The 21,609-nt window shown below is 57.9% G+C and carries 23 protein-coding genes and 1 pseudogene; 18 read left to right on the top strand and 6 right to left on the bottom strand.

Annotated features, from left to right (window positions below; genetic code table 11):
• Window positions 1-3: 3 nt before the first annotated feature.
• The 8 genes from ACP8MI_RS06720 to ffh all read left to right on the top strand — a co-directional run bounded on the left by ACP8MI_RS06720 (window position 4) and on the right by ffh (window position 6,582).
• Window positions 4-351 carry a sodium:proton antiporter gene (locus ACP8MI_RS06720; protein ID WP_018119799.1) on the top strand — a complete coding sequence of 116 codons (348 nt, stop codon included), beginning with the start codon at window positions 4-6 and terminating at the stop codon, window positions 349-351.
• A complete protein-coding gene (locus tag ACP8MI_RS06715) occupies window positions 351-1,937 on the top strand; it encodes a monovalent cation/H+ antiporter subunit D family protein (RefSeq protein ID WP_018119798.1) in 1,587 nt (528 codons plus the stop codon). Before ACP8MI_RS06720 ends, ACP8MI_RS06715 begins: the two co-directional genes overlap by 1 nt.
• Window positions 1,937-2,308: a Na+/H+ antiporter subunit E gene (locus tag ACP8MI_RS06710; protein WP_249605884.1), complete on the top strand. Its 372-nt coding sequence runs from the start codon at window positions 1,937-1,939 to the stop codon at window positions 2,306-2,308. The genes ACP8MI_RS06715 and ACP8MI_RS06710 overlap by 1 nt, the downstream gene beginning before the upstream one ends.
• Window positions 2,308-2,568, top strand: coding sequence for an MrpF/PhaF family protein (locus ACP8MI_RS06705; protein ID WP_018119796.1), 261 nt, complete (start codon window positions 2,308-2,310; stop codon window positions 2,566-2,568). Before ACP8MI_RS06710 ends, ACP8MI_RS06705 begins: the two co-directional genes overlap by 1 nt.
• A complete protein-coding gene (locus ACP8MI_RS06700) occupies window positions 2,568-2,960 on the top strand; it encodes a cation:proton antiporter (protein ID WP_026167746.1) in 393 nt (130 codons plus the stop codon). The genes ACP8MI_RS06705 and ACP8MI_RS06700 overlap by 1 nt, the downstream gene beginning before the upstream one ends.
• A gap of 154 nt (window positions 2,961-3,114) precedes the next feature.
• Window positions 3,115-4,437 carry an ammonium transporter gene (locus tag ACP8MI_RS06695; protein WP_049148500.1) on the top strand — a complete coding sequence of 441 codons (1,323 nt, stop codon included), beginning with the start codon at window positions 3,115-3,117 and terminating at the stop codon, window positions 4,435-4,437.
• Between the two features lie 66 nt (window positions 4,438-4,503).
• Window positions 4,504-4,842 carry a P-II family nitrogen regulator gene (locus ACP8MI_RS06690; RefSeq protein WP_049148499.1) on the top strand — a complete coding sequence of 113 codons (339 nt, stop codon included), beginning with the start codon at window positions 4,504-4,506 and terminating at the stop codon, window positions 4,840-4,842.
• A 150-nt stretch (window positions 4,843-4,992) separates the two neighbouring features.
• Window positions 4,993-6,582 (top strand): signal recognition particle protein, encoded by a 1,590-nt coding sequence (ffh, locus tag ACP8MI_RS06685; RefSeq protein ID WP_284589455.1) that lies wholly within the window; start codon window positions 4,993-4,995, stop codon window positions 6,580-6,582.
• Window positions 6,583-6,620: 38 nt separating this feature from the next.
• Here the strand turns inward: ffh and ACP8MI_RS06680 are convergent, their stop codons facing one another.
• On the bottom strand, window positions 6,621-8,708 hold the full coding sequence (locus ACP8MI_RS06680) for an acyltransferase family protein (RefSeq protein WP_053084885.1): 2,088 nt from the start codon (window positions 8,706-8,708) through the stop codon (window positions 6,621-6,623).
• Window positions 8,709-9,002: 294 nt separating this feature from the next.
• Here ACP8MI_RS06680 and rpsP point away from each other — a divergent pair, with 294 nt between their 5' ends.
• The 5 genes from rpsP to ACP8MI_RS06655 all read left to right on the top strand — a co-directional run bounded on the left by rpsP (window position 9,003) and on the right by ACP8MI_RS06655 (window position 13,770).
• Window positions 9,003-9,500: a 30S ribosomal protein S16 gene (gene rpsP / locus ACP8MI_RS06675; RefSeq protein ID WP_018119790.1), complete on the top strand. Its 498-nt coding sequence runs from the start codon at window positions 9,003-9,005 to the stop codon at window positions 9,498-9,500.
• A 112-nt stretch (window positions 9,501-9,612) separates the two neighbouring features.
• Window positions 9,613-10,113 carry a ribosome maturation factor RimM gene (gene rimM / locus ACP8MI_RS06670; protein WP_049148495.1) on the top strand — a complete coding sequence of 167 codons (501 nt, stop codon included), beginning with the start codon at window positions 9,613-9,615 and terminating at the stop codon, window positions 10,111-10,113.
• The gene (gene trmD, locus ACP8MI_RS06665; RefSeq protein WP_239210761.1) at window positions 10,110-10,976 is read left to right on the top strand and encodes a tRNA (guanosine(37)-N1)-methyltransferase TrmD; all 867 of its coding nucleotides are present in this window, start codon (window positions 10,110-10,112) and stop codon (window positions 10,974-10,976) included. Before rimM ends, trmD begins: the two co-directional genes overlap by 4 nt.
• Before the next feature lie 10 nt (window positions 10,977-10,986).
• Entirely contained in the window at window positions 10,987-13,323 is a 2,337-nt protein-coding gene (locus ACP8MI_RS06660; protein WP_049148492.1) for a Tex family protein, read from the top strand.
• A gap of 279 nt (window positions 13,324-13,602) precedes the next feature.
• A complete protein-coding gene (locus ACP8MI_RS06655; protein WP_018119785.1) occupies window positions 13,603-13,770 on the top strand; it encodes a hypothetical protein in 168 nt (55 codons plus the stop codon).
• 121 nt (window positions 13,771-13,891) lie between these two features.
• Here ACP8MI_RS06655 and ACP8MI_RS06650 read toward each other — a convergent pair whose 3' ends face one another.
• From ACP8MI_RS06650 to ACP8MI_RS06630, 5 genes and pseudogenes are all read right to left on the bottom strand, one after another.
• Complete coding sequence (locus tag ACP8MI_RS06650) at window positions 13,892-15,067, bottom strand: ThiF family adenylyltransferase (protein WP_284589456.1); 1,176 nt, start codon at window positions 15,065-15,067, stop codon at window positions 13,892-13,894.
• Between the two features lie 9 nt (window positions 15,068-15,076).
• Window positions 15,077-15,862: a thiazole synthase gene (locus tag ACP8MI_RS06645; protein ID WP_126843717.1), complete on the bottom strand. Its 786-nt coding sequence runs from the start codon at window positions 15,860-15,862 to the stop codon at window positions 15,077-15,079.
• 8 nt (window positions 15,863-15,870) lie between these two features.
• Window positions 15,871-16,095, bottom strand: a complete 225-nt coding sequence (gene thiS / locus ACP8MI_RS06640) for a sulfur carrier protein ThiS (protein WP_284575754.1) — start codon at window positions 16,093-16,095, stop codon at window positions 15,871-15,873.
• A 24-nt stretch (window positions 16,096-16,119) separates the two neighbouring features.
• Entirely contained in the window at window positions 16,120-17,238 is a 1,119-nt protein-coding gene (gene thiO / locus ACP8MI_RS06635) for a glycine oxidase ThiO (protein WP_026167744.1), read from the bottom strand.
• Window positions 17,239-17,289: 51 nt separating this feature from the next.
• A pseudogene (locus ACP8MI_RS06630) lies at window positions 17,290-17,973 on the bottom strand (thiamine phosphate synthase); the annotation flags it as partial.
• Between the two features lie 212 nt (window positions 17,974-18,185).
• On the opposite strand from ACP8MI_RS06630, the gene rplS reads away from it, so the two are divergent.
• From rplS to ACP8MI_RS06605, 5 genes are all read left to right on the top strand, one after another.
• Window positions 18,186-18,530 carry a 50S ribosomal protein L19 gene (gene rplS / locus ACP8MI_RS06625; protein WP_018119780.1) on the top strand — a complete coding sequence of 115 codons (345 nt, stop codon included), beginning with the start codon at window positions 18,186-18,188 and terminating at the stop codon, window positions 18,528-18,530.
• A 256-nt stretch (window positions 18,531-18,786) separates the two neighbouring features.
• Window positions 18,787-19,503, top strand: coding sequence for a signal peptidase I (gene lepB / locus ACP8MI_RS06620; RefSeq protein WP_026167743.1), 717 nt, complete (start codon window positions 18,787-18,789; stop codon window positions 19,501-19,503).
• Window positions 19,481-20,221 (top strand): signal peptidase I, encoded by a 741-nt coding sequence (gene lepB, locus ACP8MI_RS06615; protein WP_018119778.1) that lies wholly within the window; start codon window positions 19,481-19,483, stop codon window positions 20,219-20,221. The genes lepB (ACP8MI_RS06620) and lepB (ACP8MI_RS06615) overlap by 23 nt, the downstream gene beginning before the upstream one ends.
• A gap of 70 nt (window positions 20,222-20,291) precedes the next feature.
• On the top strand, window positions 20,292-20,912 hold the full coding sequence (locus ACP8MI_RS06610) for a ribonuclease HII (protein WP_049148486.1): 621 nt from the start codon (window positions 20,292-20,294) through the stop codon (window positions 20,910-20,912).
• 164 nt (window positions 20,913-21,076) lie between these two features.
• Window positions 21,077-21,382, top strand: a complete 306-nt coding sequence (locus tag ACP8MI_RS06605; RefSeq protein WP_018119776.1) for a DUF2469 domain-containing protein — start codon at window positions 21,077-21,079, stop codon at window positions 21,380-21,382.
• Window positions 21,383-21,609 lie beyond the last annotated feature (227 nt).

Below are 21,609 nucleotides of genomic sequence, written 5' to 3'. Positions count from 1 at the left end.
TTTATGACTCTCGCCATTTCTGCCGGCTTACTCGTCGGCTGCGCGGTGTATCTCATGATGCGCCGCGACATGCTGCGCATTGCACTCGGCTTTACGCTGCTCTCGCACGGAGCGAACCTGATCCTCATCGCGGCGGGCGGTACGTCGTCGCGCACTGAACCGTTCGGTTCACATGACACTGCGGCCGTTGCCGAAGCAGCGGACCCGCTGCCACAAGCGCTGGTGTTGACCGCGATCGTGATTTCGTTCTCGATCTCGGTTCTGATGTTCGTCACGGCAGCCGTCGGCAAGAAAGACGATGCCACCCGCCCCGAAGTTAACCTCGCACGCGAGCAGGATGTGGTTCTGTAATGGATATTGCTGTACTACTACCACTGTTTACTGCGCTGCCGTTGATCTTGGGCGGCATACTCGTCGTCGGACACCGCTTCCAGTTGCTGCAAGACATCGTGCTATTTGCCACGCTGGGCGGAGCCGTCGCAGCATCTGCGGCGTTGTTCCCGTTGGTCTCTGAAGGCCAAACCATTGCGCACGGTATCGGCATGTGGGGCTTCGGTTATTCGATTCCGTTCGTTGCTGACATGTTCGCGGTGTTGATGCTTGTCACCACGGCAGTATTGGGTCTGGTTTGTGCCTGGTTTGCTGCAGCCACGGGATTGACGAAACAACGGTTCTCCGCACCGTTGATCCTGATCCTGATGGCCGGTGTCTTCGGTGCGATCTTGACAGGCGACCTGTTCAACTTCTTCGTCTGCCTGGAGATCATGCTGCTGCCATCTTATGGTCTGTATGCGCTGACGATTCACCGGCGCGGCGGATCTCTGCTGGTCGGCGGCATGCGCTTGTTCATCGCATCGAACCTGCTGGGCTCCACGCTCTACATGGTTGGTGTGGGCTTGGTCTACGGCACCGCAGGCAGCATTAACCTCGCCGAGCTTGCCGGTGCGGCGAAAGAAGACCCGGCCGTGGCCTTGGCTGGTTCGGTTTGTTTGCTGGCGATGTTTATCAAGGCATCGATCGTGCCCGTGCACTCGTGGTTGGCCCAGACTTACCCATACACCAGCCCGGCGATTACCGCGCTGTTTTCTGGTCTACACACCAAGGTCGGTGTGTACATGATCTACCGCATCTACGCGGTGCTTTTCGACGGCGACGAACGGTTCCTGTGGATCATGGTCGCGTTGTTTAGCTTGACCATGCTTGTCGGCGTATTAGGTGCGGTCGGTGAAAAGACCACGCGGTCGATTCTGGGCTTCCACATGGTCTCCCAGTTGGGTTATATCGTGATGGGCGTGGCACTGTTTACCGAGCTTGGGCTGGCAGCCGGTATTTTCTACTTGGTGCACCACATGATCGTCAAAGCCTCGCTGTTTATGTCCACTGGTGCTATCGAGGTGCAATACGGCACTGGCGAGCTGGGCAAGATAACCGCGATGGCTAAACGCGAACCGATTATGGCCGTAGCATTTTTCGTTGCCGCGTTGTCGCTGGCTGGCATCCCACCATTTTCTGGTTTCGTCGCGAAGTTCTCGTTGATGATGGGCACATGGGATGCTGGTTTGATCTACCCACTGGTTGTGATGGTGGTGGTCTCGCTGATCACGTTGTTATCGATGTTGAAGATCTGGGGCGGCGTCTTCTGGGGCGACCCGAAAACTCCAGTACCGGATCCAGGGCATGGGCAAGACCCAGATGGTGCACATGGCACGTTGGGCGGCGGAGTAGCGACCTATACCCGGAGTGATTCGCAAACCATGACGGAAACGACAACCACACCGAAATCCCGCGTTGGTTTCTGGTTGGCAGCTCCTGCTGTGATTACCGCTGCTATCACGCTGGTACTCGGCCTCGGCGGCGAATATTTGATGCAGTATTCCGAGGTCGCCGCCAATAACCTGATGGATACCTCCAGCTACGTTGAGGCGGTGAAAAACTAATGGATATTGCTACTTGGCCTTTTCGCATGGTGGGCTTCTGGCTGTGGTACTTGAAGGAATTTGTGGTCGCGAATATGTCGGTGATTCGCGACATCATTTCCCGCGGCCATGATTCGACGCCCGGTGTGGCCCGCTATGAATCCCGTAGTTTCAAAGGTGGTCACTACACGCTGTTCGCAGCTTTGGTGACTATCACCCCCGGCACGTTGGTGGTCGGCGCCGGTGAGACCAAAGATGGTGTCCGGATCATGTATGTGCACGGCATGTACAACAAAACCGCTGACGAATTGCGCGACGATCTTCGGGATATGGAAGAGCGCATGCTGAAAGGAATTATGTTTCGTCCACGACTGAATGAGGACGCCAAATAATGACTACCGTTATCGCTATTGCAATCGTCATGATCGCGTTGTCGGCGCTGCCGGCTGCGTATCGTATGCTCGTTGGCCCGACTCGCTCGGACCGCGTTTCGGCAGCGGACTTCTTGTTGTTCGTGCTGGTCGCACTTTTGGGGCTTAGTGGGTTCCTGAAAGGTTCTGGCTATACGTTTGACTTGATGCTCGTGGCCTCGGTGGTTGGGTTCTTATCCGCCGTTTCGTTGTCTCGTGCTTTGTTGAGGGGTGCTCGCTAATGGACGTTATGGAAATTATTTCCTCGATCTTTATCCTCATCGGGGCGGGCAACTTCGTGATTTGTGGCGCCGGAATGCTGACTTTCCGCGACGTGTATGCCCGCATGTCTGTCTTGTCGACGGCGTCGGGCTTCGGAGTCTCGATGATCATCATCGGAGTCTTTTTGCTTGACCCGCACTGGTCCACCGCAATCGTGGGCATCGGCGCGATTATCCTGTTGTTGGGCACTTCTGCGATCGGCTCAATTTTGATTTCGCGTTCGTCAATTCTGCGCCACGTTGCCATCGTGGACGTGCAGTTCAACGAGGCTAACGTCTGGGAAGGCGAATTCGTTTCACCATCGGAATTCCAATATCGGCAGGAGACCGGGCAAGCACGGAAGGTCCAGTAGTAGTCGCACAACGTCTCGAAGCCCCACACAGCCCCAAGCCGTATGGCTTGGGGCTTTTGTTACCCCAAATGAGGGCACTAACTATCTTTCGATAGATATTTATTACCTGTAGTACTACCGTTATATCTCGTAAGGCTGATATCAAGGAGAGTTTATGGAAACGGTAATTGCAGGTAATGCCGCCTGGATGCTGATGAGTGCAGCTTTGGTTTTGCTCATGACTCCAGCATTGGCACTTTTTTACGGAGGCATGACAGAGCGCAGAGGTGTGCTCAACATGATGCTGATGTCGTTTGGCTCGCTAGCCGTCGTTAGCATCGTTTATGTTTTATGGGGTTGGTCGATGAGCTACGGCACGCAGTCGTGGGGCGGAATCGTTGCCAGCCCTTTTGAGTTTTTCGGTCTCAAGGACTCCATTATCGATGAATCCGGTGAATACCTGGTTGGGGCGGAAGGCTACGCCAATATCATCGATATCGGCTTCCAACTCACCTTCGCAGTGATTTCCACTGCGATTATCTCGGGTGCTTTGGCCGGACGTGTGAAATTCGGTACATGGTTGGTATTTAGCGGTCTGTGGGCAACATTTGTCTACTTCCCGCTGGCACACATGGTGTGGGGTGGCGGAATCCTCGGCGAAGGCGATAACAGCGTCGCGGCCTGGATCTTTGGTTCCGAAGGTGGAGAAGCTGTGGTTCCGCCGATCGACTTTGCAGGTGGCACGGTAGTTCACATTTCCGCCGGTACTGCCGCACTGGTGCTGGCTATTGTCGTCGGCAAGCGGAAGGGATTCCCGAAAAGCGTGCAGCGTCCGCACAACCTGCCGATGGTCATGTTGGGTGCAGGCATGCTGTGGTTCGGCTGGTTCGGGTTCAACGGCGGTTCGGCCTTTGCCGCCGACGGCCTGGCTGGCCTGGCTTGGGTCAACACCACAGCCGCGACAGCTGCCGCAATCTTGGGTTGGTTGTTCGTCGAAAAGGTTCGCGACGGATTCTGCACCTCGCTGGGTGCGGCCTCGGGTGTGGTTGCTGGGCTGGTTACTATCACCCCGGCTGCTGGCGACCTAAACCCGGTCACCTCGCTGATCATGGGCGTACTCGGTGGCATGCTGGGCTGCCTGGGGGTTGGGCTGAAGTTCCGGTTTGGCTTCGACGACTCGCTCGATGTCGTCGGCGTGCACTTGGTTGCCGGCCTATGGGGCACAGTTGCCGTAGCGTTTTTCGCTAACGACCGCGGCATCTTTACCGGCGGTGGAGCGCAAGGTTGGCAGCTGTTGCTCATCCAGATTCTCATTGCCGCCATCGCCATGATCTTTACCATCGTGATTACTACGATCATTGCGTTGATTCTGAAGTCCACGATGGGCTGGCGTGTCACTGACCAGATCGAAACCGACGGTATTGACTTCGGTGGGCACCGTGAGACTGGCTACGATATCGGCGGTCGCGGCGTGCGTGGACACACCAGCCGGAACTAACAGCCACCACTAAGCTGAAGCGAGAACACGTTTTCAGCGCCCAGAAAATAGAGCTAGGAGCACACAATGAAACTCGTGACAGCCGTCGTCAAGCCGTTTACGCTCGACGATATCCAGAAAGCCTTGGAAAAGCTCGGCTCACCGGGAATGACCGTTTCGGAGACTGAAGGTTTTGGCCAGCAGCGCGGGCATAAAGAAATCTACCGTGGTACTGAATACGCCACGTCGTTTGTGCCGAAGACGAAAATTGAGCTAATCGTCGCTGATGGTGATGTCGAGCAGGTTGTTGATGCAATCGTAGAAGCGGCCTGCACCGGTGAAATTGGTGACGGCAAGATTTGGATCACCCCGGTCGACGACGTTGTTCGAGTGCGTACCGGCGAGCGCGGCGAAAAAGCGATTTAGCCGAATCGTACTAGCCCACTGCGGTGGAATCGCAATGACAAAGACCGCTGCTTAGCTAGCTCGAATTAAGCGAGCCGGATATGACCCGCGTGGGTAAAACCGGCTAGGCTGGTAGGGCTAGTAAATGCCAACGGTAGGGAGTTACGCAACGTGTTTGAGTCATTGTCCGACAGGCTACAGTCCGCCCTGAAAGGGCTTCGCGGCAAGGGCAAACTGACTGAGGCTGATATTAACGCCACTGCCCGCGAAATCCGGCTCGCGTTGCTGGAAGCCGACGTTTCGCTCACCGTTGTGCGCGGCTTTATCAAGCGCATTAAAGAACGCGCCGTCGGCGCAGAAGTTTCGGAGGCTTTAAACCCGGCGCAGCAAGTCGTCAAAATCGTCAATGAGGAGCTCCAGGACATCCTCGGCGGCGAGACACGGCGCTTGAACCTGGCGAAGAACCCTCCGACCGTGATCATGCTGGCGGGTTTGCAGGGTGCTGGTAAAACCACCCTGGCCGGTAAGCTTGCTAAACACTTGGAATCCAAGGGCCACACCCCAATGCTCGTGGCCTGTGACCTGCAGCGTCCGGGTGCTGTCGACCAGTTGCGTATCGTCGGTGAGCGCGCAGCGGTGAAGACTTTCGCGCCTGATCCAGGCACGTCACTGGATTCCCAACACGAAATGGGAACATCGCACGGCGATCCTGTCGAGGTCGCGCGCAACGGTATTGAAGAAGCCCGCACCGCCCAGCACGACGTGGTCATCATCGACACCGCGGGCCGGTTGGGCATCGACGAAACCCTGATGAACCAGGCGCGTGATATCCGCGATGCCGTTAACCCGGATGAAGTTTTATTCGTCATCGACTCGATGATTGGCCAAGACGCCGTCCACACCGCGGAAGCTTTCCGCGATGGCGTGGACTTTACCGGCGTGGTATTGACCAAGCTTGACGGCGATGCACGTGGTGGTGCGGCGCTGTCGATTCGGGAAGTCACCGGCAAACCCATCATGTACGCCTCCTCTGGTGAGAAGCTCACTGACTTCGATGTCTTCCACCCAGAGCGTATGGCCAGCCGTATTCTGGGCATGGGCGATATGCTCTCCCTGATCGAGCAGGCCGAAGCCACCCTGGACCAGCAGAAAGCCGAAGAAGCTGCGCATAAGCTGGGCTCCGGTGAGATGACGCTGAACGACTTCCTCGATCAGCTTATGATGGTGCGCAAGATGGGGCCGATTGGCAACCTGCTGAAGATGATGCCGGGCGGCAGCCAGATGTCCAAGATGGCGGACATGGTCGACGAGAAACAGCTGGACCGGATTCAGGCCATCATCCGTGGTATGACTCCGGCAGAGCGCAACGACCCGAAGATTCTGAACGCTTCCCGACGCAAGCGTATTGCGGCTGGTTCCGGTGTGGAAGTTTCGGAAGTCAACCAGCTGGTGGAGCGCTTCTTTGAAGCCAAGAAGATGATGAGCAAGATGGCTGGGCAATTTGGCATGCCTGGTATGGGCGGTTCGAAGCGTTCGGCGACGAAGAAAAAGCCTAAGGGACGCAAAAACAAGAAGGGCAAGCGCAAGAAAGGAAAAGGCGGTGGTCAGGGCCAGGGCATGCCAAATATGCCGGGAATGCCTGGAATGCCAGGCATGGGTGGCGGAATGCCATCGATGCAGGACATGCAGAAAATGCAGCAGCAGATGCCGCCGGGCATGGAAAACATCGACTTGAGCAAGCTGAACTTCGGTAAGAAATAGGCTCTGGCCCTGTGGTTCAAGCAGGGCTTAGTCCACGCTTAGTTCACGTAGCGCTTGATGATCGGCTCCAGCAATGGCTGGGCCGATTTTGCGTATGCGTTGGAAATATGGTGCATATCGCGGTAGACGGCGATATTACCAATAACGACATCACAACGACGACGGTCGCAGAACCAGTCGGCAGTATCGACAGCTTCCATGCCGAGCTCATCAAGCACGGCCTCGGCAGGATCAACCTCTTGGTAGACCTGGTTCCGTGCAACCGAACACAGGCCGCCATTAACTAAGCAATTACTAAAATCGAATGGCTCGCCATTTGGGCGGAATCCCCAGGGATTGTCGCGCAGCCCAACGAAATCGATATCGGCGTCGGCAAGCTCTTGCCAAAACGCTGCATACCCATACGGCACATAATCGGGGCCGTGCCCGAAATCGCCAGACGGGCGGGTGGAATTCGAAATCACCAGTTCCGGCTGCTCATCCAGTAGTTTTTCGATGACTCTCTGGCCCCAGTTATAGCAACGCTGATCAATCTGATGGGAGCCAACGACCATGTCATTCGGGCCGGTGACAATCGGGCAACCGGCGCGTAGCATGACCTCGAGGCGGAAACCATATTTTTTGCCCAAGGCATCCAGTGGGCCAGCCCATTGCTCAGAGTGTGACCCACCAACCAGATAGACCGCCTTATCGGCGTTCCTGTCGCCGAAGACACACGGCTCGCCGAACCGGGATTCTTCGAACTGCAGCACAGAAGAAGGAAAATCACTCGGAATAAAGCAATGAACCTCGGAGACCACGGGCTGCAAACTGGAAACTAGTTGCGGGTCTGGTGCGACCGCTACGTCGTCAGGAACATCGTGGCCAAAATTGGCAAGCACGCCAGGATAAGTCTCTACGGGTAGCGGCTGGTTGCGTTCATTGTGCAGGCGTTGGGTCCACCATGGCTGCACTGTCAATAATGCAAGCAAGGCGATCGTGGTTACTACCGCGCCCGTGACGCGCCCCGGGTGGGATTTCGCGTCCGCACCTAGCGCGCTCCAGGACAGTTTCGGCGACTCAGTGGTACGACGCCGAGCTTTTTGGCGCAGTGGCTTTTCGACACACTGATATGTCAACCAGGCCAGCACCAACGAGACGACGATGATGCTGATTCCCAGGACCACGTTCGGCGAGGATTGGCTCCAAAAATTCGTCGCCAAGATCAGCAACGCCCAATGCCACAAATACAATGAATAGGCGATATCACCCAACCAACGCATAGGACGAGTAGCCAGGCCGCGTGCAATCACACCGTTGCCGCCGAGCACCAACAACACCGCACCACCCAAGGGGATCAGTGACAGGGGGCCGGGGTAGGCCGTGGAGTCTTCCACAATGATGCCGGTGGCAAACAACAGCGCTAGACCAATGACGCCTGTGACGTCGGCAAGCCAACGCGGCATGGTGATGCGGCTGCCATAAATGACGAGCACTGCCCCAAGAGAGAGTTCCCACAGGCGAGAAAACGTTGAATAGTAATTATCCGGAGTGCCGTAGACACCGAAGCGCGACGCGTAAGCAAACGAAACAATCGTGACGACGATCAGTATTGGGCCCGCGACCCGGGTGATGTGTTCGCGGCGCGAGCGCAATAACGCGGCCAAAAGCAGGGCAAAGGCGATGGCTGCTAGGTAGAACTGGCCCTGCACCGACATTGACCACAGGTGCTGCAGGGGTGAGATTTCCGGTGCGGCCGCGGCATAGGCGGCTTCCTGGCGGGTCAATTCCCAGTTCTGGTAGTACAGCAAGCTGGCAGAGATTTGCTGGGCGAATTCGATGTTCATTAACCACGGGGTGGCGATGAGCACCAGAACCGCGGTGACACCAATGACAAGTGCGAGCGCGGGCACCAACCTGCGGATCGTGCGCCACATAGGCCACCAGGGGTTCAGCGAGGCGTCGTCACGCGCGGCATAACGCAACTGCGAACCGAGGAAAAAGTATCCCGACAGCAGCAAAAAGACATCGACACCACCGGACACCCGGCCGATGAAGACATGAAAAAATACCACCAGAGCGATGGCAAGGCCGCGCAGGCCGTCCAAGTCATAGCGGTAGGAGGGCTTGTTTAACGATTCGGTCAAAACAGGCTCACATGTTTCATCGGGGTGAGGCATTTTTCGGTCGTTGGGTAGTGTATCGCTTTTGGTGTGCGTTCCCTATTCGGAAGGCATGTGCTGGAAACGTTCGCGCGTGGTTTGGCCAAAACGAGGCTTGCAGGTTAAGATTTAATGCTGTCTGTGTTTCTGCGTAACACTGCGCTCGTCTACGGTCGTCGCAGTCGGGATCACGCGCAGACTAATCCAAGGGTTGAACCGGCCTGCATCCGCAGGTGTCCGAACTGCCCAGTGAATCTCTAGCAAGAAAAGGAGCCAACAATGGCTGTCAAGATTAAGCTGCAACGCCTCGGCAAGATCCGCACCCCACAGTACCGTGTGGTCATCGCGGACTCGCGCACTCGTCGTAACGGCAAGGAGATCGAGGTTATCGGTCGCTACCAGCCAAAGCAGGAGCCATCCCTGATCGACATCGATTCCGAGCGCGCTCAGTACTGGTTGTCCGTTGGTGCGCAGCCAACCGAGCCTGTTTTGGCTCTGCTGAAGGTTACCGGTGATTGGCAAAAGTACAAGGGCCTGCCAGGTGCAGAAGGCACCCTGAAGACTGCCGAGCCTAAGCCTTCCAAGCTGGAGCTGTTCAACAAGGCTCTGGAAGAGGCCAACAATGGCCCGTCCATCGAGGCCATCACTGAAAAGAAGAAGAAGGCCAAGGAAGAAGCCGAGGCTAAGGCTGCTAAGGAAGCTGAAGAAAAGGCTGCTGCGGAGAAAGCTGCTGCCGCTGAAGGCGAAGCTGACGCTGAGGCTGAGTCCAACGAATAAAGGCCCAACGCATAAAGCCTGTAGCGCTTATTCGTGCGCTTAAGACCGCGTGGTGTTTCCCAACCGGGAACCCACGCGGTTTTTGGTATGACCGACACGCTAAATTAGGGGTATGGACGTACGTATTGGTCGGGTAGTGAAAACCCACGGCATCCGCGGCGAGGTCGTGGTGGAGACAACCACGGATGATCCGGAGGGCCGTTTTGCCCCGGATGCTGTTATCGAAGGCCGCCAGGCGGGTCGTACGCAATCGTTGCGTATTCGTAGCGCGCGCCCACACAAGGGGCGTCTGTTGGTGGCATTGAATGAGATCACCGACCGCACCTCTGCGGAATCGCTGCGCGGTATGGAGTTTTTCGCTCCGGCTGATGAGTCGGATGATGACGGCTACTATGACCACGATCTAGAGGGCCTGCGCGTGTGGCACGATGGCGCGGAGATCGGAACCGTGAGCGGTGTGGTAGAAACCATTAATCGTAGCCTGCTGGAGATTACGCTTGCCGACGACGACCGCACAGCTTTAGTTCCGTTCGTCGACGAGTTCATCGCTGAAGTAGATCTGGAGGCTGGCACCATCACAATCACCCCGCCGGAAGGATTGCTGGACCTGTGAGGCTGGACGTCGTCTCGATTTTCCCGGAATACCTGCAACCCCTGCGCCACGCACTGCTGGGGCGCGCGATTGAGCGCGGCTTGCTCAACGTCGGCGTGCACGATTTGCGTGACTGGGCCAGCGGTGTGCACAAATCTGTTGATGATTCGCCCTACGGCGGCGGCCCGGGCATGGTGATGAAGCCAGAGGTGTGGGGTCCGGCCCTCGATGAGATTGCTGCGGGAAAGCGCGTAGATGCCGCTAACCAACTGGAATCGGCGGCTCAGCATGTTCACGGCGCTACCCACGATGAACTTTCGGGAACGACCCCACAGCGCTACGACGGCCGGGACGTGCGCGCTGGCGAGAACCCGGATGCGCCGTTGCTGCTGGTGCCGAGCCCCGCAGGGGTGGTGTTCAGCCAAGATAAGGCGCAGGCCTGGTCCAATGAGGAGCATATTGTCTTTGCCTGCGGCCGCTATGAGGGCATCGACCAGCGGGTTATTGACGATGCAGCCCGCCGCTACCGGGTGCGCGAGGTCTCGATTGGCGATTATGTGTTGATCGGCGGCGAGGTGGCGACTCTGGTGATCGCCGAGGCCATCGTGCGGCTGATCCCAGGCGTGTTGGGCAACCAGCGTTCGCACCAGGAAGATTCGTTTTCCGATGGTTTGTTGGAAGCGCCGTCGTATACCAAGCCGCGCGTGTGGCGCGGACTAGAAATTCCGGAGGTGCTCACGTCTGGCCATCACGGCAAGGTGGCGCAGTGGCGGCGTCGGCAAGCATTACTGCGTACGCAAGCACGGCGGCCAGATTTGTTGGATGCTGTGGAGCTGAGCACAGAAGATCACACGATATTGGCTGAAGGTATGGGGAATAACTAGGCTTGGCCCAATGATCGCCAGTGTTATTGCCGAAGAATTAGGCGTTTCCAGCAATCGCGTGCAGGCGGCGTTGTCGTTGCTCGCGGAAGGAAACACCGTCCCGTTTATCGCCCGTTACCGCAAGGAAGCCACCGGTGCGCTGGATGATACCCAGCTGCGGCATATCCAACAGCGTGCGGATTACCTGGAAGAACTCGCGGCGCGCAAAGAAACCATCCTGGCTGCGATCGAGGAACAGGGCAAACTCACCGATAAGCTGCGCGCGGAGATCACCGAATGTGATTCGAAGGCGCGCTTGGAAGATCTGTACCTGCCGTACAAAAAGCGCCGGAAAACCAAGGCCGACAAGGCCCGTGAGGCTGGTCTGGAGCCACTGACGGACGCACTGATCGCTAATCCGTCGGTGGATCCAGAAGCAGCCGCGCAGGATTTTCTTGTCGACGGCTATGCCGATGCGAAATCGGCACTCGATGGAGCCCGCGCGATTTTGGTCGATAGGTTCGCCCTTGATGCGGATCTGGTGGGGGAGGTTCGTGAGCAGTTTTTCCGCGATGGCACGTTGGGTGCCCAAGTTGTGGCCGGGAAAGAAACCGAAGGTGCGAAATTCCGTGATTACTTTGATTTCTCGGAACCATTGACCGCTTTGCCATCGCACCGGATCTTGGCGTTGTTGCGCGCGGAATCCGAAGGCATTATTCAGCTGGATTTCGACGGTGGAGACGATGCCGGTTTCGAGCACCTCATTGCGCAGCGATTCGAGCTTGATACTGAGACGTCGAGCTGGCTGGCGCAGGCAGTACGTTGGGGCTGGCGCACCAAACTGATGGTTTCCGCCGGGCTGGATGCGCGGAACCGTGTGCGCGGTCGCGCCGAAGATGAGGCGTTGAAGGTCTTTTCGACGAACTTGCGTGATGTTTTGTTGGCCGCCCCCGCCGGGCAAAAAGCGATGTTGGGCATGGACCCGGGCTATCGCAATGGCGTGAAATGCGCAGTGGTCGATGCCACCGGAAAAGTTGTCGATACGACTGTGGTCTACCCGCATCAGCCGCAAAAACAGTGGTCGCAGGCGGTGGAAGTATTACGCGGTTTGTGTGCGCAGCATGCGGTGGAGTTGGTGGCTGTGGGTAACGGCACGGCTTCTCGCGAGTCCGAGGAGTTGGCGGCGGAAGTCGTCGGCACGCTGGAGCCCCGCCCGCAGGTTGTGGTGGTCTCGGAATCGGGTGCATCGGTGTATTCCGCTTCGGAACAGGCGGCAGCCGAGTTGCCGGATATGGATGTCTCGCTACGCGGGGCTGTCTCGATCGCCCGGCGTTTGCAGGACCCGTTGGCTGAGCTAGTAAAGATTGATCCGAAATCCATCGGTGTGGGGCAGTACCAGCACGATGTGAATCAGACCAATCTGGCACGGGCGCTGGACGACGTCGTCGAGGATGCGGTGAATAGCGTGGGCGTGGACGTGAACACAGCCTCGGTGCCACTGCTGGAGCGCGTTGCCGGGCTGAATGCGACCGTCGCAGAGAATCTGGTGACTTACCGGCATCAGAATGGGCGGTTTGCTACGCGCAAGGAATTGTCGAAGGTGCCGCGTTTGGGGCCGAAGGCGTTTGAACAGGCGGCAGGGTTTTTGCGCATCAACGGCGGGGATAATCCTTTGGATGCCTCCGCGGTGCACCCCGAGGCGTACCCAGTGGTAGAAAAAATTGCCGCGACTGTCGGCGCCGGCGTCGGCGAGTTGATTGGTGATTCTACTCGGCTGGCACAGCTGCGTCCTGCAGAGTTCGCCGATGACGAATTTGGTGAACTCACCGTCGCTGATATTATCGCTGAGCTGGAAAAACCTGGGCGGGATCCGCGCCCAGAATTCCGCACTGCCAGTTTCAAAGAAGGCGTGACCAAGGTGTCGGATTTGCAACCGGGCATGATCCTGGAAGGAACGGTAACCAATGTCGCTGCCTTCGGGGCGTTCGTGGATATTGGGGTGCACCAAGACGGCTTGGTGCATATCTCCGCGATGAGCAACAAGTTCGTTTCTGATCCGCACACCGTGGTGCGTTCCGGTGAGATCGTCAAGGTGAAAGTCCTGGATGTCGACGTCGACCGGCAACGCATTGGGCTGAGCCTGCGCTTGGATGATGAGCCGGGTGCTGGCGGAAACAAACCGGGTGGAAACAGGCCCGGTGGCGCCAGCGCAGCGGATAACCGTGGCGGTAGCAACCGGGGTGAGAAACGCGGCAAGAATAAGGCTAAGAACCATGCTAAGGACAAGGTTAAAAACGGCGGCACGCAGAAGAATAAGCCCGCCGGTTCCATGGCTGATGCGTTGCGCAATGCCGGATTCGGATCTTAAGTTTCAGCTAGCTGGATTCGTGGCTCGCGAAATTATGGCTCGCGAAATTATGGCTCGCGAAATTATGGCTCGCGAAATTATGGCTCGCGAAATTATGACTCGCGAATTTGTGGCTCGCGAATTTACGGCTATGTTTGCGGGCGCGCGTTGGATCATTCGGCCATGTGCGTTGGATTCTGTAGGAAGCAGGAAGTATACTGAAGCCTACAATGCCCGGGTGGCCCACTGCGCCATGATTTCCCGGGCGCGAGTTCAGAAAGCTATTTAAAGGGGCAGAGCATGAGCACCAAGCAGGACCGGCAAGAAGAGGCTCGGGACATTAAGTCCGGCGACGATCAGCCGTCGAATATGTCTGAGGTCTACCTGCCGTTCATTGGCTTCTTCATCGTGATGGCCGTGGGCCTGGGCCTGGTCATCGGTGGTTTCAACGCTCTGGAATACCTCTAAAGCTTAAACCCGCGTGCTCACCCGCTCCCGTTTCGGGAAGCGGGTTTTTAGCATGTCCTGCGGCGATGCTGAATTCTTGACCACCGTGAATTTTTTGGTGCCGTTAGGTCCCGAATGGAACCTAGGCGTTATTGATATCGGCAGCGCCGAGAGCACCCACCCCGCCAGGCAGACTATGCAGCTGTACCTGCGGCAGCGCTGCGGCGTATGTGTCGACGACGCGCTGGCTGCGCACACCGGACGCGCAAAACACCACGGCCTCGGCAGCACCGCCAAGCGCGTCGGCGATATCCGCGCTGCTGGTGATCTCACTCAATGGAAGCCGCAGCGGATGGTAGCGCTGGGCAAGATCCGCCACGTATTTTTCATGCGGCTCACGCACATCCAGGGCCACCGCGGCACCCGAGGCGACGCGCTGTAACAGGGTATCTGCCGGGTCGTTGCTGGGTACCGCGCAATTGGTGCCATAAAAAGCAGCTAATTCCGTGGTCAGCGGACGCTGCGGATCCGCACCAACCCGGTAACTCGTGAGCGAAGCTGGTAATGCCTGATAGCGAAGGACCCGCCCCGGCTCGCAGCGCAGCCCCGCAAGGTAGGCGATGGCTTCGGTAGACATGAGCCCAGCAACCACGGACGTCGTCACACCCAGTACACCGGCGGTCGCACAATCGGGCGCGCTTGCGGGATCGGGTTGTTCCGGAAATAAATCCCGTAAACCGACGCCGCGTTGCACGCCCTGCCGCTGTCCATCGGCATTAGCACCGGAATGCCATAGGGCGACCTCACCGGAATAACGCAACACCGTGCCCCACACCAACGGGATGCCGAGGATCTCGCAGGCATCGGCGACCAGATATTTGGTGGCAAAGGTATCCGAGCCATCCAATACCAGATCCACGCCGCCGACTAGCTCCACTACGTTATCAACCCGCAAACGTTCAGCTACCGCATTAATCTGGATATCCGGCTGCAATTCCCGGGCGCGCGCCGCAGCGACGTCTACCTTTGGCTTACCGATATCTCCGGCGCCAAATAAAATCTGCCGGTGGATATTGCTGAGATCCACCGTGTCGTCGTCGATCAGCGTAATCGTGCCGACCCCGGCTGCCGCTAGCTGCTGTAAAGCTGGGCACCCCAAACCACCGGCCCCGATAATCAGGACGTGGCTGGCATGCAAACGAGCCTGCTGTACCGGGCCAAACCCCGGCAGATTCATCTGGCGTGCGGTGCGATGAATTTCACGGTCGGGTAGCTGGGCTAGGGCATCGTGTGCGTTAGCGGCAGGATCAGTGGCCATGGCCTATACCTATAACACTTGATCCGACCACGAGGCCAGACCATCGAAACTACTCGAGGCTTGTGCATGCTCTCGGCGCGGGATACGCCCGGCGGTGCGGGAAAGATAGCCGCCGATCACCGCGTGACGCATCGCCTCGGCCATCGCGACTGGATCTTGGCAACGGTTGATGGCACTAGCCAGCAGCACTCCGGAACATCCCAGCTCCATGGCGAAGGCCGCATCGGAGGCGGTGCCGATACCGGCGTCGATCAGCACAGGGATATCTGCGCGGGAACAAATCAACTCGATATTGTGCGGGTTCAAAATTCCTAAGCCAGTGCCAATCGGTGAGCCCAGCGGCATCACAGCGGCAGCCCCGGCATCTTCGAGTTTGCGCGCCACTACTGGATCATCAGAGGTATAAGCCAGGACGGTAAAGCCTTCGTCGACCAGCAACTCGCACGCATCCAGGGTTTCAGTCACATCGGGCAAAAGCGTGTGCTCGTCGGCAATGACCTCGAGTTTCACCCAGTTGGTGCCTAGTGCTTCGCGGGCGAGTTTCGCGGTGATCACGGCATCCCGGGCGGTGCGGCACCCTGCGGTGTTCGGCAAAGGGTCAATGCCTAAACGCTGCATCAACTCAAAAACGGATTCGCTTCCGGTGGAGGTTGCTGCAGAATAGCGCCGCATTGCCACCGTGGTCAGCTGCGTGCCGGAAGCCACCAGTGCTTTTTCCAACATCTCCTGTGATGACGACCCACCGGTGCCCATGATCAGGCGGGAATCGTAGGAGCGATCAGCAATTGTGAGCATATGGTTGCTTAGCCTCCCTGGCGCGCGTTGAGAATATCGATGGTCTCGCCGTCGTTCAGCAGGCGGCACCATTGTGAAGCCGGTACTACCTCGCCATCAATCGCGACCGCGATGCCGGCGGTGAGATCCTTGCCGGTAATTTCTTTGACCAAGGCGGTCACGTCAATCGCGGAGGTCTCGTGCGGCTGGTCATTGACGGTGATGTGCACGGTTTTGGGGGATTCGTTACTCATGGTCGGTCCTTCCTAGGGGAGCAGTTAGCGGGCATCGCGAAGCGGGGCACAAGCACTGATGTCGACGCTGAGTTGATCGTCATCCACGCCGTCGATGAGTTCGCGCGTGATGCGAGCAGCCAGCGCAGAAAGCAAAATCCCGTGCCGAAAATAGCCGGTAGATACCACCAGGTTAGCACTGACCCGCCCCAAATACGGCAGGTCATTGGGGGTGCCCGGGCGGGCGCCGGTGGTGGCTTCCAGAAACTCGCATTCTTCAATTCCCGGCACAATGCGGATGGCATCACGCAGCAGGTCATAGACGGAGGACGCTGGTGGGCCAGAGCGGTGATCTTCTCGGCTGGTGGCACCAATCGTGATGCGGCCGTCGGCACGCGGGATGATATAGATCGGGCGGTCTTCCACGAAACCGCGAATCACCCGGTCACACAGTGGCTGCACGTGCGCTGGGCAGTGTAATTGTAGAACTTCGCCATAGACCGGCCGCAGTTGGAATGCCTGGTGCACGTCGGGCTTGTCGACGTCGTCCAGCACCCCGGAAATGTGTGCGGCTCCCAAACCGTTGGCGAGCACCACCTGGGTGCCGGGATAGCGGCCATGTTCTGTCACGACCGTGCCCGATTCCACCGCCGTGGCTTTTTCGCGCACTATCTGCGCCCCCATATTCTCCAGGGCATCCAGTAGCGCGCGGGCAGTCAGACGCGGGAAAACTTGGTGATCACCGGGAATTTCCACCGCACCTGCCACCGCGGGGGAAAGCGCAGGTTCGAGTGCACGGGCTTGGCGCACCGTCAGCTTGGACACTTCCATGCCGTGGGCATTTTGGTAATTCATGAGCTCGGACAAATGCTGCGAGTCTGCGCGATCAGCGGCAACTACCAGTGTGCCTTCGGTGCGATAGCCAGTAGGAAGGTCTGTGTGCGCGGCAACAATCTCCATGAGTTCCGGGTACCACTGCCCGGATTTCTGCATGAGCGGAAAGAGCGGGTCCTGCTGGTAGACCACCTCCGCAGCCGGGGCCAGCATGCCTCCTGCATGATGCGTCGCACCGGAGGCTGGGGCGGGATCAATCACGCGCACGCTATGGCCGTGGTGTGCTAGTTCGACCGCAGTGGCCAGCCCCACCATGCCAGCGCCGATGATATTAACGTCAACGACAGTGGCGGCCTGTTTCGTGTTTCGGTAATCCGCGTGCCCAGCGGTGACATTCTTGACGACGTCCGCAACGTAGTCTTCCGGGTTCTCGGCATGCATGATTCCACGCACAATGGCGACACCAGAGACTCCAGTGGCAGCTAGTTCACGAGCATCGTCGACGGTGACATCGCCAATAGCAACGACTGGAACCTCGCTTGCGGCCACGATCGGTGGATAGCCAGCAATCCCCAGCGGCGCGCGGCCAGAATCCTTCGTCGGCGTGGCGCGAAACGGCCCACAACCGATGTAATCAAGATCGTCGGCATGCGCATTCGCTGCTGCGGCTAGTTCCACCGTGCCCGTCGTCAAGCCAATGACCGCGCCGGGCCCCAACAACTCACGCACCTTGTCGACGGGCATGTCGTCTTGGCCCACGTGCACGCCAGCGATCGGGTAGCCGTCGGCTTTGAGCTTGCCGACGAGCTCGACAGCGTCGTCGACCAGCACTGCGCACTCAGGTGCTACTTGCGCGACAGCCACGGAAAGATTCGCGGCAAGCTCATATAAGGCGGCCGTGTTAATCGGCTTGGAGCGCACCTGAATGATGCCAGCGCCGCCGCGGGCGGCAGCCACCGCGCGGGCAATGATCGCCTCGTGGCTGCCGGAACCAGTGACGAAATAACAGCGGAGATCTAGCTGGTCGCGGGCGCTGTGAGATCGGGATGGGAAGGGCACAGGCATGAAACCACCACTTTGCTCGCTGGATTAAACTGCACTGGAATGCTGGAATAATAGTTGACAAGATTTGAAATCTATCTGCCTATTGTGCCAGACTAGAGCGGTTGATTGTTAAGGATACGAACCGGTCACACCGCTAGTCATCACAGGAGAATCACCCTGGGGTTATTAGTGGTTGCTAGGCTCCTCTTTCCCGACGTATTAAGGACACTGCTATGAACAACATTCTCGATAAAGTCGATGCCGCGCAGCTGCGCGATGACATCCCAGAATTCCGTGCCGGTGACACCCTGGACGTAGACGTCAAGGTCATCGAGGGTTCCACCCAGCGTACCCAGCTCTTCTCGGGCGTGTGCATCCGTCGTCAGGGTTCCGGTATCCGTGAGACCTTCACTGTGCGCAAAATCTCGTTCGGTATTGGTATCGAGCGTACTTTCCCGGTTCACTCGCCAAACATCGATTCGATTAAGGTGACCCGCCGCGGCAAGGTCCGTCGTGCGAAGCTGTACTACCTGCGCAACCTGCGCGGCAAGAAGGCTCGTATCAAGGAAAAGCGCTAAAAGTTTTTCGCAGATGTTGCAAGCACCCAGGTGGGAATTTTTCCACCTGGGTTTTTGTGTAGCTACGGTTCGCAGCCCCGCTGTAGTGCTGGCGCACTGCTTATTTCCCGCTGCTAAGGTGTAATCCGTGACTAGCCAAGAAAACCGTCCTGGAGATGATGCTGAGTCCGTCGATGCACTGGATGCTGGTGATGCTGGCGTGCAACCCGTTAACGACACGGCTGCAGACGACGAATCCAACGCGCACGCGGAGGACGTGGAAGATGACCGCAAGCCCCGCCTGCCGGCGTGGGCGGAAACCGTCCTGACGGTACTGGTGGTGCTGGTTGTGGTCGGCCTTTTTCAAAACCTGATTGGACGCCAGTACGTAATTCCTTCAGCCTCTATGGAACCCACCTTGCACGGCTGCCCGGAATGTACCGATGACCGGATCTTTGTGGAAAAGGTCAGCTATTATTTCTCGGACCCACAGCCAGGCGATGTCGTGGTGTTTGAAGGCACGCCGTCGTGGGCTGGGATGTACCAATCGCCGCGTTCTGATAACGCGTTGCTTGCTCGCATTCAGGATGGTTTATCGTTGGTGGGGTTGGCGGCTCCGGATGAAAACACCTTGGTCAAACGCATTATCGCCACTGGTGGGCAGACCGTGTCGTGTCAGGAAGGCGATGCGGCTGTGATGGTTGATGGGAAACCGATCGACCAGTCATATATCCAAACCCCGCCACAGTATCCGATCGATGAGAGCGCAGGCTCGCAGGCCTGTGGCGGCCCATATTTCGGGCCGATCGAGGTCCCGGAAGATTCCTATTTCATGATGGGCGATAACCGCACCAACTCGGCGGATTCCCGGGCGCATATGTTTGATGACCGCCACGGCACGATTCCTGCGGAAAATATCCGCGGCAAAGCGCAGTTTGTCTTCTTCCCGTTTAACCGCTTTGGCGGTATCGATGACCCGGATATTCAGCAATAGCACCGACTCACCCGATGCGGGCACTGATGTCACGAGTTTATGGCGGTGGCGGATCATTCTCGCTACTGCTGTTGTGACTTTCGGCGTGCTGGCTGCGGTGCAGGCGTTCGTCGGCAGGTTTTATGTCGTGCCGTCGGCGTCGATGGAACCCACGCTGCAGGGGTGTACGGACTGCGCGGAAAGCAACGACCGCATCATCGTCGACAAGCTGGCTTATCGATTAGGTGAGCCACAACCCGGTGAGGTGGCAGTGTTCGATGGCACGGATTCCTGGCAGGCAGGTTTTTCCTCCCCACGTAGTGATAATCGATTCGTCCGGGGGCTCCAGAATGCCGGAGCAGCGATTGGATTGGTGGCTCCGGACGCGAATAGTTTTGTGAAACGTGTCATCGCCACGTCAGGCCAAACTGTGCAGTGCATGCCAGGTGATCCGGGGGTGCTTGTCGACGGCGTGGCGTTGGTTGAACCGTATATTGCGAATCCACCTACGCATCGTGTCGACGGGCCGGGTGGCGCGCCAGAATGCGGCGGAGATTATTTCGGTCCCGTGACCGTGCCGGACGGGCACGTATGGGTGATGGGGGATAACCGTACTAATTCGCTGGATTCGCGGGCCTATCTCGGTGATCCATACCAGGGCACGGTTCCGGTAGAGAATTTCATCGGGAAAGTCCGCGGGATAATTTTGCCGCTTGCTCGGTTTGGCGGGGTGGAATAACCGCATGAATAGTAGCGCGCGATCGTCGGCTAGCAACTCGACTGCGAAACTCCACGGGAATCCCAGCTGGATGGAACAGCACTTGGAAGACCACGGCTTCGGCCCGGTTGCAGGTGTTGATGAAGCCGGGCGTGGAGCCTGCTGTGGGCCGGTGACGATCGCCGCGTGTGTGTTGCCTTCCGGGCCCCTGCCGGAGCTAGCGGCGTTGACGGATTCGAAGAAGCTGTCCCCGGCGAAACGGGAAAAGCTCTTCGATATCATTGTTGACAAGGCTATAAGCTTTACCGTGGTGCATGTGTCGGCTGCTCGCATTGATGCGCGCGGTATTCAACACGCGAATCTCTCGGGGATGCGCCGCGCATTGGCAGGGCTGGGGCAACCGGTGTCTTACGTACTCAGCGACGCGATGAAAATCCCGGGCCTGACTGTCCCGCAGCTACCAATTATTGGTGGGGATGCGGCTGCGCGCTGTATATCTGCGGCTAGCGTGCTGGCGAAAGTCAGCCGGGATCGTCTGATGGTCGAGCTCGATCAACGGTACCCAGGCTATGGCTTGGCCGGGCATAAAGGCTATGGCACCAAAGCGCACAGCCAAGCAATTGCAGAACGTGGTGCCTGCCCCGAGCATCGTCGCAGTTATGCGAACGTTGCCGCAGCTCATGCGCAGTGGGAAGCGCTCCAGCACGACTAACCTGTGCGACAGCAGTACTCACCCCGCCGCCAGTACCCAGATGCCAGCACCCAGATGTCACGAGTCCCGGTGCGCCGCAGCCGTGAAAGGCGGTGCCGGGATTAGACTGGTGACCGAATTGTTCGCCAACACCTGGTAGTCGCCCGCATAAGGAGTAATCGCAGATGAGCGCAGAAGAACTGGACAACTACGAAGCGGAAGTCGAGCTGTCCCTGTATCGCGAATATCGTGATGTCGTCAGCCAGTTCTCCTATGTGATTGAAACTGAGCGGCGGTTCTACCTGGCCAATGCCGTTGAACTCATCCCGCATACGTCTGGTGGCGATGTGTATTACGAAGTCCGCATGTCGGATGCCTGGGTGTGGGATATGTACCGGGCTGCTCGTTTCGTGCGTTATGTCCGCGTCATTACGTACAAGGACGTCAACATCGAAGAGCTGGATAAGCCGGATATGATTGTGCCAGAGTAATTCGCCCAGCTTTCCACGCGGTTGTTTGCCCCAGTACACGGAGTGTGTGCTGGGGCTTTCCCGTGTGCCCATGAGTTGGAGGCGTGTTCGGGTGTTGCTCGTCTTCTAGGGGGCTAGGGGGTTCTAGCAGCCAGCCGGTTCTAGGCTCGGAACAACTTCTGGCAACCTGTCAAATTCTGCGCGCTAAGGGTGTGGATAACTCAAGTAGTCCACAGATTTGGCTTACT

The organism is Corynebacterium sp. LaCa_70 (genome assembly GCF_058182015.1).
This window is presented reverse-complemented; position numbering and strand designations above follow the sequence as displayed.